Origin of the sequence: Pseudomonas sp. MYb13 (assembly GCF_002980075.1) — a bacterium.
GTDB lineage: Bacteria > Pseudomonadota > Gammaproteobacteria > Pseudomonadales > Pseudomonadaceae > Aquipseudomonas > Aquipseudomonas lurida.
The window spans coordinates 485971-500450 of the sequence record NZ_PCQI01000001.1 but is presented as its reverse complement, the minus strand read 5'-3'; the positions used below and the strand labels follow the sequence as shown (position 1 = coordinate 500450).

At 62.1% G+C, this 14480-nt stretch carries 14 protein-coding genes; 10 read left to right on the top strand and 4 right to left on the bottom strand.

The genetic code is table 11. The features are described from left to right. Positions 1-20 precede the first annotated feature (20 nt). The 4 genes from CQ002_RS02325 to CQ002_RS02310 are packed head-to-tail and all read left to right on the top strand — an operon-like array spanning position 21 to position 4502. Complete coding sequence (locus tag CQ002_RS02325; protein WP_034109974.1) at positions 21-1376, top strand: pitrilysin family protein; 1356 nt, start codon at positions 21-23, stop codon at positions 1374-1376. Beyond that, positions 1369-2859, top strand: a complete 1491-nt coding sequence (locus CQ002_RS02320; RefSeq protein WP_098467520.1) for a pitrilysin family protein — start codon at positions 1369-1371, stop codon at positions 2857-2859. The genes CQ002_RS02325 and CQ002_RS02320 overlap by 8 nt, the downstream gene beginning before the upstream one ends. Beyond that, the gene (gene rsmD, locus CQ002_RS02315; protein ID WP_034109978.1) at positions 2859-3467 is read left to right on the top strand and encodes a 16S rRNA (guanine(966)-N(2))-methyltransferase RsmD; all 609 of its coding nucleotides are present in this window, start codon (positions 2859-2861) and stop codon (positions 3465-3467) included. Before CQ002_RS02320 ends, rsmD begins: the two co-directional genes overlap by 1 nt. A 39-nt stretch (positions 3468-3506) precedes the next feature. Then, on the top strand, positions 3507-4502 hold the full coding sequence (locus CQ002_RS02310) for a hydrolase (protein WP_034109979.1): 996 nt from the start codon (positions 3507-3509) through the stop codon (positions 4500-4502). Between the two features lie 120 nt (positions 4503-4622). Here the strand turns inward: CQ002_RS02310 and CQ002_RS02305 are convergent, their stop codons facing one another. Together CQ002_RS02305 and CQ002_RS02300 are read right to left on the bottom strand one after the other, a co-directional pair. Continuing rightward, positions 4623-5477 carry a sulfurtransferase gene (locus CQ002_RS02305; protein ID WP_034109981.1) on the bottom strand — a complete coding sequence of 285 codons (855 nt, stop codon included), beginning with the start codon at positions 5475-5477 and terminating at the stop codon, positions 4623-4625. A gap of 33 nt (positions 5478-5510) precedes the next feature. Further along, positions 5511-6182, bottom strand: coding sequence for a TetR/AcrR family transcriptional regulator (locus CQ002_RS02300; RefSeq protein ID WP_034109983.1), 672 nt, complete (start codon positions 6180-6182; stop codon positions 5511-5513). Between the two features lie 146 nt (positions 6183-6328). Between CQ002_RS02300 and CQ002_RS02295 the strand changes: the two genes are divergently transcribed. The 5 genes from CQ002_RS02295 (at position 6329) to CQ002_RS02275 (ending at position 11085) form a co-directional block, all read left to right on the top strand. Beyond that, the gene (locus CQ002_RS02295) at positions 6329-7756 is read left to right on the top strand and encodes a coniferyl aldehyde dehydrogenase (RefSeq protein WP_034109985.1); all 1428 of its coding nucleotides are present in this window, start codon (positions 6329-6331) and stop codon (positions 7754-7756) included. 28 nt (positions 7757-7784) lie between these two features. Then, the gene (locus CQ002_RS02290; protein WP_105163011.1) at positions 7785-8330 is read left to right on the top strand and encodes a twin-arginine translocation pathway signal protein; all 546 of its coding nucleotides are present in this window, start codon (positions 7785-7787) and stop codon (positions 8328-8330) included. 148 nt (positions 8331-8478) lie between these two features. Beyond that, positions 8479-10074, top strand: coding sequence for a GMC family oxidoreductase (locus CQ002_RS02285; protein ID WP_105163012.1), 1596 nt, complete (start codon positions 8479-8481; stop codon positions 10072-10074). A gap of 114 nt (positions 10075-10188) precedes the next feature. Further along, positions 10189-10668, top strand: coding sequence for a pantetheine-phosphate adenylyltransferase (gene coaD, locus CQ002_RS02280; RefSeq protein ID WP_003176711.1), 480 nt, complete (start codon positions 10189-10191; stop codon positions 10666-10668). 165 nt (positions 10669-10833) lie between these two features. Beyond that, positions 10834-11085, top strand: a complete 252-nt coding sequence (locus CQ002_RS02275; protein ID WP_003195146.1) for a YfhL family 4Fe-4S dicluster ferredoxin — start codon at positions 10834-10836, stop codon at positions 11083-11085. A gap of 94 nt (positions 11086-11179) precedes the next feature. Here CQ002_RS02275 and mutM read toward each other — a convergent pair whose 3' ends face one another. Then, positions 11180-11992 carry a bifunctional DNA-formamidopyrimidine glycosylase/DNA-(apurinic or apyrimidinic site) lyase gene (gene mutM, locus CQ002_RS02270; protein ID WP_034109992.1) on the bottom strand — a complete coding sequence of 271 codons (813 nt, stop codon included), beginning with the start codon at positions 11990-11992 and terminating at the stop codon, positions 11180-11182. Positions 11993-12013: 21 nt separating this feature from the next. Then, positions 12014-12826 (bottom strand): HDOD domain-containing protein, encoded by an 813-nt coding sequence (locus CQ002_RS02265; RefSeq protein ID WP_174555888.1) that lies wholly within the window; start codon positions 12824-12826, stop codon positions 12014-12016. 277 nt (positions 12827-13103) lie between these two features. Here CQ002_RS02265 and CQ002_RS02260 point away from each other — a divergent pair, with 277 nt between their 5' ends. Beyond that, positions 13104-14300 carry a class I SAM-dependent rRNA methyltransferase gene (locus tag CQ002_RS02260; RefSeq protein ID WP_003195152.1) on the top strand — a complete coding sequence of 399 codons (1197 nt, stop codon included), beginning with the start codon at positions 13104-13106 and terminating at the stop codon, positions 14298-14300. The last annotated feature ends 180 nt before the right edge of the window (positions 14301-14480 follow it).

The following is a 14480-nucleotide window of genomic DNA, read 5'->3' as shown; positions in this document are numbered from 1 at the left end:
CCCAACAGGTTTAAAAACGAATGAATGCTCTAGCCCGCCGCGCCGCAGGCCTGCTGTTCAGTACAGTTTGTCTGCCTCTTTCAGCCTTGGCTGCCGACCCACAACCCACCCACGAATTCACCCTCGACAACGGCCTCAAGGTCGTCGTACGTGAAGATCATCGCGCGCCGGTGGTGGTTTCCCAGGTCTGGTACAAGGTCGGTTCGAGCTACGAAACCCCGGGCCAGACCGGTTTGTCCCACGCCCTGGAGCACATGATGTTCAAGGGCAGCGCCAAGGTCGGCCCCGGCGAAGCCTCGCTGATCCTGCGCGACCTGGGCGCTGAAGAGAACGCCTTCACCAGCGACGACTACACCGCTTACTACCAGGTACTGGCCCGTGACCGCCTGGGTGTCGCCTTCGAGCTGGAAGCCGATCGCATGGCCAGCCTGCGCCTGCCGGCCGACGAGTTCAGCCGCGAGATCGAGGTGATCAAGGAAGAGCGCCGCCTGCGCACTGACGACAACCCGATGTCCAAGGCCTACGAGCGCTTCAAGGCCATGGCGTTCCCGGCGAGCGGCTACCACACGCCGACCATCGGCTGGATGGCCGACCTGGATCGCATGAAAGTCGAAGAACTGCGCCACTGGTACCAATCCTGGTACGTGCCGAACAACGCCACCCTGGTGGTGGTCGGCGACGTCACCCCGGACGAGGTGAAAAACCTGGCCCAGCGCTACTTCGGCCCAATCCCCAAGCGCGACGTGCCACCGGCAAAGATCCCGATGGAACTGGCCGAGCCCGGCGAGCGCCTGCTGACCATGCATGTGCAGACCCAACTGCCGAGCGTAATCCTGGGTTTTAACGTCCCTGGCCTGGCCACTGCCGAAGACAAACGCTCGGTGCAGGCCCTGCGCCTGATCTCGGCCTTGCTGGACGGCGGCTACAGCGCACGCATCTCCGAGCAGCTGGAACGCGGTGAAGAACTGGTCTCTGCCGCGTCGACCAACTACGACGCCTATACCCGCGGTGACACCCTGTTCATGCTGACCGCGACGCCCAACCAGCAGAAGAAAAAGACCGTTGCCCAAGCCGAAGCAGGCCTGTGGCGCCTGCTGGAAGAGCTGAAGACCAAGCCGCCGACCGCCGAGGAACTGGAGCGCATCCGTGCCCAGGTCATCGCCGGCCTGGTCTACCAGCGCGACTCCATCACCAGCCAGGCCACGGCCATTGGCTCCCTGGAGACCGTCGGCCTGTCCTGGAAATTGATGGACACCGAGCTTGCCGACCTGCAAAGCGTGACACCGGAAGATATCCAGAAAGCCGCGCGCACCTATTTCACCCGCGAACGTCTCAGCGTCGCCCATGTCCTGCCTGAGGAGACCGCTCATGAGTGATCGCAAAAGCAGCCGCCTGATCTTCCCCGGCCTGATCGCAGTCACCCTGATCGCCGCCAGTGCCGTGTACTTCCTGCGCCCGAGCGAGTCCGTCGCCAGCCCGGCGCTGGAAAAAGCCCAATCGAGCAACAAGCTGCAATCCCTGGCTGAACTGGACGGCAAGGCGCCGACCAATCGCACGCTCGACGTGCAGACCTGGACCACCGCCGAGGGCGCCAAAGTGCTGTTCGTCGAGGCCCATGAACTGCCGATGTTCGACGTGCGCATCCTGTTCGCCGCCGGCAGCAGCCAGGACGGCAACGTCCCAGGCCTGGCGCTGATGACCAACGCCATGCTCAATGAAGGCGTGCCGGGCAAGGACGTGAGCCAGATCGCCCGTGACTTCGAAGGCCTGGGCGCGGACTTTGGCAATGGAGCGTACCGCGACATGGCGCTGGTGTCCCTGCGCAGCCTCAGCGACAGCGACAAACGCGACGCCGCGCTCGCGTTGTTTGACGATGTGATCGGCAAACCCACCTTCCCGGCCGACTCCCTGGCACGGATCAAGAACCAGATCCTCGCCGGCTTTGAGTACCAGAAGCAGAACCCTGCCAAGCTGGCGAGCCTTGAGCTGTTCAAGCGCCTGTACGGCGACCACCCTTACGCGCACCCGACCGAAGGCACACCGGAGAGCGTCCCGAAGATCACCCTGGCGCAATTGCAGGCATTCCACGCCAAGGCTTACGCAGCGGGTAACGCGGTGATTGCAGTGGTTGGCGACCTGACTCGTGCCGAAGCCGAAGCCATGACGGCCAAGGTGTCCGCATCGCTGCCCAAGGGCCCGGCCCTGCCAAAAATCGCCCAACCGACCGAACCCAAGCCTGGCTTGAGCCGTATCGAGTTTCCGTCCAAGCAGACGCACTTGCTGTTCGCGCAACTGGGCATCGACCGCGCCGACCCGGACTATGCCGCCTTGTCGCTGGGTAACCAGATCCTCGGCGGCGGTGGTTTCGGCACCCGCCTGATGAGCGAAGTGCGCGAGAAACGCGGCCTGACCTACGGCGTGTACTCCGGCTTCTCGCCGATGCAGGTACGCGGCCCTTTCATGATCAACCTGCAGACCCGCGCCGAAATGAGCGGCGGCACCTTGCGCCTGGTCGAGGATGTCGTGGCCGACTACCTCAAGACCGGCCCGACGCAAAAAGAGCTGGATGACGCCAAGCGCGAGCTGGCCGGCAGCTTCCCGCTGTCGACCGCCAGCAACGCCGATATCGTCGGACAGTTGGGCGCCATGGGTTTCTATAACTTGCCGCTGAGCTATCTGGAAGATTTCATGAAACAATCCCAGGCCCTGACTGTAGAGCAGGTCAAGGCTGCATTGAACAAACACTTGAGCGCCGACAAGATGGTCATCGTGACCGCCGGCCCGACGATTGCGCAAAAGCCACTACCGCCCCCCACTGATAAACCTGCCGAGCAGCCGCTCGGGGTTCCGGAGCATTAATGGCCAGTTCATCTCGCCCGAAAAAACCTGTCCACAACGTCCATAACGGCGTGGGCCAGCTGCGCATCATTGGCGGCGAATGGCGCAGCCGCAAGCTGAGCTTCCCCGACGTCGTAGGCCTGCGCCCGACGCCGGACCGCGTGCGTGAAACCCTGTTCAACTGGCTTGCGCCCTACATTGCAGGCGCCAAGGTACTGGACCCGTTTGCCGGCAGTGGCGCGCTGTTCCTGGAGGCGCTGTCCCGTGGCGCCGCCCTGGGGCAGGCGCTGGACGCCAGTAATGTGGCGGTTTCCAGCTTAAAGGAACACCTGGGCACCCTGCGCTGCACCACCGGCCAGGTGCAAACCGCCGATGCGTTGCGCTACCTGGAAACCCAGCCTGCCAGCGAGTTCGACGTCGTATTCCTCGACCCGCCGTTCAACCAGAACCTGCTGCCGACCGTGTGCGCATTGCTGGAAGAACGCCAATGGCTGGCGCCGGATGCGTGGATCTACACTGAAAGCGAGACGGCGCCCTCCACCCTGGGCTTGCCGGCTTCATGGCGCCTGCACCGGGAGCAGAAGTCCGGGCGGGTGTACTACGCGTTGTGGCAACGCAGCGCCGCCTGACCTGCAGGCGAGAGCTTTTGTGGTACCACCGAGATCTGCATGAACCCTTGCGCTAACAACTTCACCCCCGCCTTTGGCCTCGGCAACCCTCACCTGCAAACGCTGTGGGGGCCGCTGTGGCGCCCCACCACCCACATCGAACGCCAACGCGAACGCCTGTGGCTGGCGGATGGCGACTTTCTCGATATCGACTGGCACGGCCCGCATGACGCGCAAGCGCCATTGGTGCTGGTGCTGCACGGGTTGACCGGCTCCTCCAACTCGCCCTACGTGGCCGGCCTGCAAAAGGTACTTGCCGCTCAAGGCTGGGCCAGCGCCGCGTTGAACTGGCGCGGCTGCTCGGGCGAACCGAATCTGTTGGCACGCAGTTATCACTCCGGCGCAAGCGAAGACCTGGCTGCGACGATTGCCCACCTGCAGGCCAAGCGGCCGTTGGCCCCCCTGTATGCCGTGGGTTATTCACTGGGCGGCAATGTGCTGCTCAAGCATCTGGGAGAAACCGGCGCGGCCTCCGGGCTCAAAGGCGCGGCGGCCGTGTCGGTGCCCTTTCGCCTCGACCAGTGTGCGGACCGTATCGGCCTGGGCTTTTCGCGGGTTTACCAGAAGCATTTCATGCGTGAAATGCTGGCGTATATCCGCGTCAAGCAAAGCCGTTTTCTGCAGGACGGGCGGGCAGATGGGCTCAAGACCCTCGAAGCCCTGGGCTCACTGGAGAAAATGCGTACGTTCTGGGACTTCGACGGTCGGGTCACTGCGCCGTTGCACGGATTCTTGAGTGCCGAGGACTATTACCGCCGCGCGTCGAGCCGCTATTACCTGGGTGACATCCGCGCGCCAACCCTCATCATCCAGGCGGCCGATGACCCGTTTGTGTTTGCCCACAGCCTGCCCGAAGCGAGTGAACTGTCGGCGTGCACTGAGTTTGAGTTGCTGGCAAAGGGGGGGCACGTGGGGTTTGTGGAGGGTTCGTTGAGACGCCCGGGTTACTACCTGGAACGTCGCATTCCTCAATGGCTGCTGGCACAACACGGTTAAACAATGTGCACGCTGGCCTGCCTGCGATGAGGGAGTGCCAGCAAGCTCATGGTTGGCTGACACGCCGCTATCGCAGACAAGCCAGCTCCCGCCTTTGATTGGGTCTACCCCTCAATCGACTCAGTCGCCTGTGGCGATTTCACGCTGTGGATCGGTAATCCACTCGCTCCACGACCCCGCATACAACTTGCCCAACGGATATCCCGCCAGGCTCAGGGCGAACAGGTTGTGACACGCCGTCACGCCCGAACCGCAATACGCCACCAGATCATCCGGCGAGCGCCCCTGCAATTGAGCGACGAAGCGTTGCTTGAGCTGCTCGGCTGGCAGGAAGCGGCCGTCACTGCCGAGGTTTTCATTGAAAGCCGCGCACTGCGCACCCGGAATGTGGCCGGCAACCGGGTCGATGGGCTCCACTTCCCCGCGAAAGCGCGGTTGGGCGCGGGCATCGATCAGGGTCAAGCCAGGTTGGCCCAGGCGTTTTTGCAGATGCTCGGCATCCAGCACCAGGCGATTGTCCGGTGTACCGACAAAGCTGCCCGGCTCGATCACCGGCGCGTCCAGGCTCAACGGAAAACCCGCCGCGTGCCAGGCCTTGAGGCCGCCATCCAGGATAAACACGCCGTCACGCTTGCCCAGCCAGGCCAGCAACCACCAGGCGCGGGCGGCATAGGCGCCGGGGCCGTCATCGTAGAGCACCACGTCGGTGTCGGCGTTGATACCCCAGGCGCGCAATTGCCCGGCGAAGGTGTGGGCGGCTGGCAACGGGTGACGGCCAGTCACGCCCTTGGTCACCGGGCCGCTGAGGTGGCGCTCCAGGTCGGCATACTGCGCGCCCTCGATATGCCCTTCGGCATAGCTGCAGAGTCCGTAATCCGGGTCCTCCAGGGCAAAACGGCAATCCAGTATCACCCACCCGCCGGCCTTCTGGCGTTCGGCCAGTTGCTGGGGGCTGATCAGTTGGGCAAGCGGCATGACGGACTCCTATGAACAGATTCGGGAAAGGTCCTACTTCACTTCTTCCAATGCCTGATTCAACGGCACGTAAAATTCTTTGAACAAGGCATCCACTGCATCCTTCGCCTGGGGCGTGACGAAACCCGCCTCCAGTACCAGCACCTGATACACCCCACGCTTGATCGCCTCGGCGCTCAAGTGAGCGGAATTTTCATTGGTGGTGCACAAAAAACGCACCCAGGAGGTGAGGATGATCCAGGCATTGAGGGTCAGGGCCTCGGTTTGCACCGGGTCCATGTTGAGAATGCCGGCGTCGACAAACCCTTGGTAGATAGCGCCGCCCTGGACCAGGCAGCGCTGGGAAAAACGCCGATAGCCGGTAGCCAGTTCCGGGTCGCTTTCCAGCAGGTGCTCAAGGTCGCGATGCAGGAAGCGGTAGCGCCACATGCCGGCCAATACCGCCTGCAGATAGAAGCGCTTGTCTTCGACCGTGACCGCGCGGCCCTGGGGCGGGCGCAGGAAACTGTCCACCAGGGCTTCGTATTCGCGAAACAACACGGCGATGATCGCCTGCTTGTTGGGGAAGTGGTAGTACAGGTTGCCCGGCGAAATTTCCATATGGGCGGCAATATGGTTGGTGCTCACACTGCGCTCGCCCTGCTGGTTAAAAAGCTCCAGGCTGGTTTGCACAATGCGCTCGCTGGTCTTTACTCGTGGTGCCATAGGGGATCAGCTTCTGTACACGTGATGGGGCATCTTACGGGCTATTCTTGCAGGGATAAATCCGCATATCGGCGTAATGCCATTTGACAATTTAGAGTATTAACTCTAAAAATCCAGGCAGACCTATAACAATCGGGAACGCCGCCATGTCTGCCAACGTTGCCTACCTGCAAGATTCACAGGCGCTGGATCAACTCCAGGCCCTGTTCGACACCCAGCGTCGTGCCTACGCTGCCAACCCCATGCCGCCGGCCGCACAGCGCCAGCAATGGCTCAAGGCCCTGCGCGACCTGCTCAGCGACGAGCGCCAGGCGCTGATCAATGCGATCAGCCAGGATTTCAGCCACCGCAGCGCAGACGAAACCCTGTTCGCCGAACTGATGCCCAGCCTGCACGGCATTCACTATGCCAGTAAGCACCTGAAGGGCTGGATGAAACCCTCCCGGCGCGCTGTAGGCATCGCCTTCCAACCCGCTTCGGCCAAGGTTATCTATCAACCGTTGGGCGTGGTCGGGGTGATCGTGCCCTGGAACTACCCGTTGTACCTGGCCATTGGCCCATTGGTCGGCGCCCTCGCCGCCGGCAACCGGGTGATGCTCAAGCTCAGCGAATCCACCCCCGCCACCGGCGAGTTGCTCAAGTCACTGCTGGCAAAAATCTTCCCCGAGGACCTGGTGTGCGTGGTGCTGGGTGAAGCCGAAGTGGGCATGGCCTTCTCCAAGCTGCCCTTCGATCACCTGTTGTTTACCGGCGCCACCAGCATTGGCAAGCACGTGATGCGCGCGGCGGCAGAACATCTCACGCCGGTCACTCTGGAGTTGGGCGGCAAGTCGCCCGCCATCGTGTCTGCCGATGTACCGCTCAAGGACGCCGCCGAGCGTATCGCCTTCGGCAAGGCGTTGAATGCAGGCCAGACCTGCGTCGCCCCCGACTATGTGCTGGTGCCGGAAGACCGTGTCGACGCGTTCGTTGAGGCCTACACCAACGCTGTTCGCGGGTTTTACCCGACCCTGGCGGACAACCCGGACTACACCGCTATCATCAACGAACGGCAACTCTCGCGACTGAATGCCTACGTCAAGGACGCCACCGATAAAGGCGCCACCCTGATCCCGCTGTACGACCAGGGCCAGGCGCGGCGCATGGCCCACAGCCTGTTGCTGAATGTCAGCGATGACATGACCGTGATGCAGGACGAGATCTTCGGCCCAGTGCTGCCGATCGTGCCGTATCGAGGGCTCGACCAGGCCTTTGCCTACATCAACCAGCGCCCTCGCCCGCTGGCCCTGTATTACTTCGGCTACAACAAGGGCGAGCAAAACCGCGTGCTCCACGAAACCCATTCCGGTGGCGTGTGCCTGAACGACACCCTGCTGCACGTGGCCCAGGACGACATGCCATTTGGCGGCATCGGCCCGTCGGGCATGGGCCACTACCACGGCCATGAAGGCTTCCTCACCTTCAGCAAAGCCAAGGGCGTGCTGGTGAAACAGCGCCTGAACGCCGCGAAGTTGATCTACCCGCCCTACGGCAAATCGATCCAGAAGTTGATCCAAAAGCTGTTCATTCGCTGAAACCGCCACCCACGGGATAACAATAACAATGAACCCTAGCCTGACTGATTCACCCGCACTGTCGCGGCGCGGCGTCTTGAAAATCGGCCTGTGCGCCAGCGCGTTCCTGGCCACCGCCGGGTTGGGCGCCAGCCTCAGCGGTTGCTCCAGCAGTACCCCGGCCAGTGGCTTTGCCATGTTGCGCAGCAGTGACTTGCCGTTCTTGCGCGCGGTGATCCCGGTGCTGCTAGAGGGCGTGGCCAGCGCCCAGGAAGTCGCCAGTGGGATTGAAGACACGCTTGAAAAGCTCGACTTCAGCCTGCAACGCCTGTCGCCGGAGATGTTCAAGCTCACCCAGCAACTGTTCGATGTACTGGGCATGGGCATCACCCGAGGACCGTTGACCGGGATCTGGGGCAGTTGGGAAAACGCCAGCAGTGAACAGATCCGCAACTTCCTGCAGCGCTGGGAAAACAGCTACCTGAACCTGCTGCGGATGGGCCAGGGCTCGTTGCTCAAGCTGGTGATCATGGCCTGGTACTTCCAGCCGGCGTCCTGGGCCCATTGCGGCTACCCCGGGCCGCCGAAGGTCTAGCCTTGATAACCCGATCAAAAATGTGGGAGCGGGTTCGCTCGCGAAAGCGGTGGATCAGCCACACCGGTGTCGACTGACACGCTGCATTCGCGAGCAAGCCCGCGCCCACATTGACCACAACTTCGTACAAAAATAAGAGTGCATTCCTATGCCCGTACCCGACCTGTTCCGCGATGGCATGGCCCGTGGCTGGAAAACCCACAATGGCGCCGCCCTCGACAACGACCTGACCCTGGAAGCCGACGTCGTGATCATCGGCAGCGGCGCCGGTGGCGGCACCACCGCCGAAATCCTCAGCGCAGCAGGCTACAAAGTGCTCCTGATCGAAGAAGGCCCGCTCAAGACCAGCAGCGATTTCACGCTGCTCGAAGACGAGGCCTACACCAGCCTGTACCAGGAGGGCATCGGCCGCATGAGCAAGGATGGCGCGATCACCATCCTGCAGGGCCGGGCAGTAGGCGGCACCACGCTGATCAACTGGACGTCGAGCTTTCGCACCCCCGACGCCACGCTCGCCCACTGGGCCAGCGAATACGCCGTGAAGGGCCACAGCAGCGCCGAGATGGCGCCCTGGTTTGAACAGATGGAGCAGCGCCTGGGCATCGCACCCTGGGCCATGCCGCCCAACCCCAACAACGATGTCATCCGCAAAGGCTGCGAAAAGCTTGGTTACAGCTGGCATGTGATCCCACGCAATGTGCGCGGCTGTTTCAACCTGGGCTATTGCGGCATGGGCTGCCCAGTCAATGCCAAGCAGTCGATGCTGGTGACGACGATTCCGTCCACCCTTGAAAAGGGCGGCGAACTGCTCTACCTGGCACGCGCCGAACGCCTCATCTACAGCGGCGACACCATCAGCAGCCTGGAATGCGTGGCCATGGACACCCTGTGCGTGGCACCGACCGGACGCAAGATCACCGTAAAAGCCAAGCATTACGTACTCTCGGGCGGCGGCATCAACAGCCCGGCGCTGCTGATGCGCTCCGACGCTCCCGACCCGCATTCGCGGCTGGGCAAACGCACCTTCCTGCACCTGGTGAATTTCTCCGCCGGGTTGTTCGACGAGGTGATCAACCCGTTCTACGGCGCGCCGCAATCGATCTATTCCGACCATTTCCAATGGCAGGACGGCACCACCGGGAAAATGTCCTACAAACTGGAGGCGCCACCCCTGCACCCCGCGTTGGCCAGCACATTGTTAGGCGGCTACGGTACCCAGAACGCCCTGGACATGAGCCAATTGCCGAACACCCACGCGATGCTCGCCCTCCTGCGTGACGGCTTCCACCCCGACAGCCCGGGCGGCAGCGTGGAGTTACGCGGCGATGGCACGCCGGTGCTCGACTATCAGGTGTCGGACTACGCCTGGGATGGCTTGCGCCGTGCGTTCCACAGCATGGCCGAGATCCAGTTCGCGGCCGGCGCCAAGTCGGTCAAGCCGCTGCATCATGATGCGCGCTACGTCAAAACCCTGGGCGAAGCCCGCACCATGATCGAAGGTTTGAACCTGGAACTGCACCGCACCTGCCTGGGCAGCGCCCATGTGATGGGCGGTTGTGCCATGGGTGAAGACCCGAGAAACGCAGTAGCCGACAGCCTCGGTCGCCACCACCAGTTGCGCAACCTGTCGATCCACGATGGCTCGCTATTCCCCACCAGCATTGGGGCCAATCCACAATTATCGGTGTACGGCTTGACCGCCCAACTGGCGACAGCGTTGGGCGAACGTCTGAAAACAGCGTGAAAAAACACGGTATTCGTGCTGTCTATAGTGCTTTCTTCTGCATAAGTTGACTTGGCCGACCGGGATGGCTGCGATACCATCCGGTTCCCCAACGGACTCCGCCAGGACGACGCGATGAACCGAGTGTTGTACCCAGGTACCTTCGACCCGATTACCAAAGGCCATGGCGATCTGGTCGAACGTGCCTCACGCTTGTTCGACCATGTGATCATCGCGGTCGCTGCCAGCCCCAAGAAAAACCCGCTGTTTCCCCTGGAACAGCGCGTGGAGCTGGCGCGCGAGGTCACCAAACACCTGCCCAACGTGGAAGTGGTGGGCTTTTCCACACTGCTGGCGCACTTCGCCAAGGAGCAGAACGCCAACGTGTTCCTGCGTGGCCTGCGCGCGGTGTCGGACTTCGAATACGAATTCCAGTTGGCCAACATGAACCGCCAACTGGCGCCGGACGTTGAAAGCCTGTTCCTCACGCCGTCAGAGCGTTATTCGTTCATTTCCTCGACGTTGGTGCGTGAAATCGCCGCATTGGGTGGAGATATCACCAAGTTCGTGCATCCGGCCGTGGCAGATGCACTGACCCTTCGCTTCAAAAAGTAATCTGGCTGGACGGGGTCGTTATGACAGAACGGCCTCCTGTGGCCCCTGACACGACCATGCCAGTGGGCCGCAGGTCATGTGCGCTCGCACTGCGGGCGCCAATGCGGCACAATTGCGCGCATTCGTTTTCAGATGCCTTGGCTGACTGCCCTGGCAGGAGTTCCCATGTCCCTGATCATCACCGACGATTGCATCAACTGCGACGTCTGCGAACCCGAGTGCCCGAACGCCGCGATTTCCCAAGGCGAAGAGATCTACGTGATCGACCCGAACCTGTGCACCCAATGCGTCGGCCACTATGACGAGCCTCAGTGCCAACAGGTGTGCCCGGTGGATTGCATTCCACTGGATGAGGCTCATCCGGAGACCGAAGAGCAGTTGATGGAGAAATACCGGAAGATTACCGGCAAGGCTTGAGGGCCTTATCGCAGGCAAGCCCGCTCCCACACTGCACAGATCAAAAGGTGGGAGCGGGCTTGCTCGCGATGGCGGCATCAACCATCACACAGAATCAGCGCTGGCACTTGGGGCAAAACACACTCGCCCGCTGCCCCAGCACCACATTGCGCAACTCGGTCCCGCAGACCTTGCACGCCTCGCCTCCACGGCCATAGACGAACAGTTCCTGCTGGAAATACCCCGGCTGCCCGTCGCCGCCGATAAAGTCCCGTAATGTGGTACCGCCGCGCTCGATGGCGGCGGCCAGCACACGCTTGATCTCGATCGCCAGCTTCAGGTAGCGCCCGCGCGAAATGCCACCAGCCGCTCGACGCGGATCAATCCCCGCCGCAAACAGCGCTTCCGTCGCGTAGATATTGCCCACGCCCACCACCACCGCGTTGTCCATGATGAATGGCTTCACCGCCATCGATTTGCCGCGGGACAGCTGGAACAGGCGCTCGCCGTCAAACAGATCGGTCAGCGGCTCCGGCCCGAGGCGGATCAGCAGTTCGTGGTTGTACGGGTCCTGGCTCCAGAGCATGGCGCCGAAACGGCGCGGGTCGGTGTAGCGCAGGGCCAGGCCGGATTCAAGTTCGATGTCCACGTGTTCATGCTTGGCCGCTGGCATGCCGATTTCCACCAGGCGCAGGTTGCCCGACATGCCCAGGTGGCTGATCAAGGTGCCCACTTCGGCATTGATCAACAGGTACTTGGCTCGCCGCTCCACCCGCACGATACGCTGCCCGGACAGGCGCACATCGAGGTCTTCCGGGATCGGCCAGCGCAGGCGCCGCTCACGCACCACCACGCGGCTGACCCGCTGGCCTTCCAGGTGCGGCGCAATCCCGCGCCGGGTGGTTTCGACTTCTGGTAACTCGGGCATGTTTACCTCTTGAAGGAAGGATCAGTGGGCGCCCAACTCGCGAATCGACAGCTTCAGACTCTCGAAGTCGTAGTCCGACAGCCCTACGTAGTCCAGCACCAGGTGGCCAATAGCATTCCACTCGTAATCCGCTGCCTGGTTGCCCAGCACGCGGTAGGACGAGCAGATGTGCTCGGCCATTTTCAGGATCGCCAGCAGGTTCTTGAGTGCCGGGTTGCGCGTCGACTCATCACTGAAAATCGCCAGGGCGTTATGGTGGTTGGCAATAGCATCGGTCACATGCTCCGGCAGGCGCCAGGACTTGGCCGTGTAGTAGCCAACGACCGCATGGTTAGTGTTGAACGCGTTGTTCTCGGTGTCGACCACGCGGCAGTCGGGGCCGGCATTGGCATAGGCCTGCTCGAGCACCGACATGTAGTTGGGGAAGCGCTTGAGCATCAGCGGCACGCCACAGTCATGGAACAGCCCCAGCGCGTAGGCTTCGTCCACCGCCTGGGAGCCCGTGCGCTTGGCAAGCGTAAGGCACGTCATGGCCACATCCTGGGCGGTGTCCCAGAAGCGGTTGAGCGTGACGATGGTGTCATCACTCATCTCGCCCTTGATCGACAGTGCGTTGATCAGGTTGATGATCGAACGGCTGCCCAGCAGGTTCACCGCGCGCTGGATCGAGGCGATCTTGTTGCTTAGCCCGTAATACGACGAGTTGACGATCTTCAGCAACGCACCGGACAGGCCCGGGTCCTGGGAGATCAGCCGCGCGATCACCTCGAGGTCCGGGTCGGGCATGTATTGCTCCATCTGCAAATCCACCATGATTTGCGGCTGGGGCGGCACGCTGATGCCTTGCAGGGCCTGTTGGATCTGTTCGGCGGAAAGCTCTTGGGACATAAGTACACACTCTGGGCTAGGGGGCGATTCTAACCTCTATAGGAACCTGACCGACACCTCAAAACCCGATTGGAACCGGACCAAATGTGGGAGCTGGCTGGCCTGCAACCACATCACCGCCGTACGTCAGATACACCGCGCCGCCCGCATCGCAGGCAAGCCGGCGCCCACATGAACCCGTGCGCAAAGGGTATACTCCCGCTCTTTTTTCCGGAGCGACGTCATGTCCCTGCCAAGCCTGCGTCTCAAAGCCAACGCCGATCGTCGTTTGCGCAACGGCCACCTGTGGGTCTACAGCAACGAAATCGATGTGGCCGCCACCCCACTCCACGGCTTCCAGGCGGGCGACCAGGCCATCCTCGAAGCGGCCGGCGGCAAGACCCTGGGCATCGTGGCCATGAGCCCGAACAACCTGATCTGCGCCCGCCTGCTGTCGCGCGACATCAAGTTGCCGCTGGACAAGTCGCTGCTGGTGCACCGCCTCAACGTCGCCCTGTCCCTGCGCGACCGCCTGTTCGACAAGCCGTTCTACCGCCTGGTCTACGGCGATTCCGACCTGCTGCCAGGCCTGGTCGTCGACCGTTTCGGCGACATCCTGGTGGTGCAGATCGCCTCGGCGACCATGGAAGCCCATAAAGAAGACGTGATCGCCGCCCTGACCCAAGTGCTCAAGCCAAGCGGGATCCTGTTCAAGAACGACTCCGCCGCGCGCGATGCCGAAGGCCTCAACCGCTACGTCGAAACCGTGTTCGGCCTGGTGCCGGAGTGGGTCGCGCTGGAAGAAAACGGCGTGAAGTTCGAAGCCCCGGTGATCCAGGGCCAGAAGACCGGCTGGTTCTACGACCACCGCATGAACCGCGCCCGCCTGGCCCCGTATGCCAAAGGCAAGCGCGTACTCGACCTGTACAGCTACATCGGCGGCTGGGGTGTGCAAGCCGCAGCCTTCGGCGCCAGTGAAGTGTTCTGCGTCGACGCCTCCGCCTTCGCCCTCGACGGCGTGGAGCGCAACGCCGCGCTGAATGGCTTTGCCGAAAAAATGACCTGCATCGAAGGCGACGTGTTCGAAGCCCTCAAAGAGCTGAAAGCCAGCGAAGAGCGCTTCGACGTGATCGTCGCCGACCCACCGGCCTTCATCAAACGCAAGAAAGACATGAAGAATGGCGAGGGCGCCTACCGCCGCCTCAACGAGCAAGCCATGCGCCTGCTCAGCAAGGATGGCATCCTGGTCAGCGCCTCGTGCTCCATGCACTTGCCGGAAGATGACCTGCAAAACATCCTGCTGACCAGCGCTCGCCACCTGGACCGCAATATCCAGATGCTGGAGCGTGGTGGCCAGGGTCCGGACCATCCGGTGCACCCGGCGATTGCCGAAACCCGGTATATCAAGAGCATTACGTGCCGATTGTTGCCGAATAGCTAAGTAACACCCCGTGTTCTAATCGAACGCGGGCTAAATGTGGGAGCGAGCTTGCTCGCTCCAACATCTTTTGGGCGCTGCATCAGACACCTTTTCCTAGCGCAATCAGCCACATCAAGCCAAGAAGTCTCTCACAGCAATTCTGGTTGAATTCCATTTTTCACAGACTAGTATCGGTTCCTG

Coding starts and splice junctions, on each gene's coding strand:
- CQ002_RS02320 (WP_098467520.1), top strand. CDS start 1,369: ATGAGTGATCGCAAAAGCAGCCGCCTGATCTTCCCCGGCCTGATCGCA.
- rsmD (WP_034109978.1), top strand. CDS start 2,859: ATGGCCAGTTCATCTCGCCCGAAAAAACCTGTCCACAACGTCCATAAC.
- CQ002_RS02260 (WP_003195152.1), top strand. CDS start 13,104: ATGTCCCTGCCAAGCCTGCGTCTCAAAGCCAACGCCGATCGTCGTTTG.
- coaD (WP_003176711.1), top strand. CDS start 10,189: ATGAACCGAGTGTTGTACCCAGGTACCTTCGACCCGATTACCAAAGGC.
- CQ002_RS02290 (WP_105163011.1), top strand. CDS start 7,785: ATGAACCCTAGCCTGACTGATTCACCCGCACTGTCGCGGCGCGGCGTC.
- CQ002_RS02295 (WP_034109985.1), top strand. CDS start 6,329: ATGTCTGCCAACGTTGCCTACCTGCAAGATTCACAGGCGCTGGATCAA.
- CQ002_RS02285 (WP_105163012.1), top strand. CDS start 8,479: ATGCCCGTACCCGACCTGTTCCGCGATGGCATGGCCCGTGGCTGGAAA.
- CQ002_RS02325 (WP_034109974.1), top strand. CDS start 21: ATGAATGCTCTAGCCCGCCGCGCCGCAGGCCTGCTGTTCAGTACAGTT.
- CQ002_RS02275 (WP_003195146.1), top strand. CDS start 10,834: ATGTCCCTGATCATCACCGACGATTGCATCAACTGCGACGTCTGCGAA.
- CQ002_RS02300 (WP_034109983.1), bottom strand. CDS start 6,182: ATGGCACCACGAGTAAAGACCAGCGAGCGCATTGTGCAAACCAGCCTG.
- CQ002_RS02305 (WP_034109981.1), bottom strand. CDS start 5,477: ATGCCGCTTGCCCAACTGATCAGCCCCCAGCAACTGGCCGAACGCCAG.
- CQ002_RS02310 (WP_034109979.1), top strand. CDS start 3,507: ATGAACCCTTGCGCTAACAACTTCACCCCCGCCTTTGGCCTCGGCAAC.
- mutM (WP_034109992.1), bottom strand. CDS start 11,992: ATGCCCGAGTTACCAGAAGTCGAAACCACCCGGCGCGGGATTGCGCCG.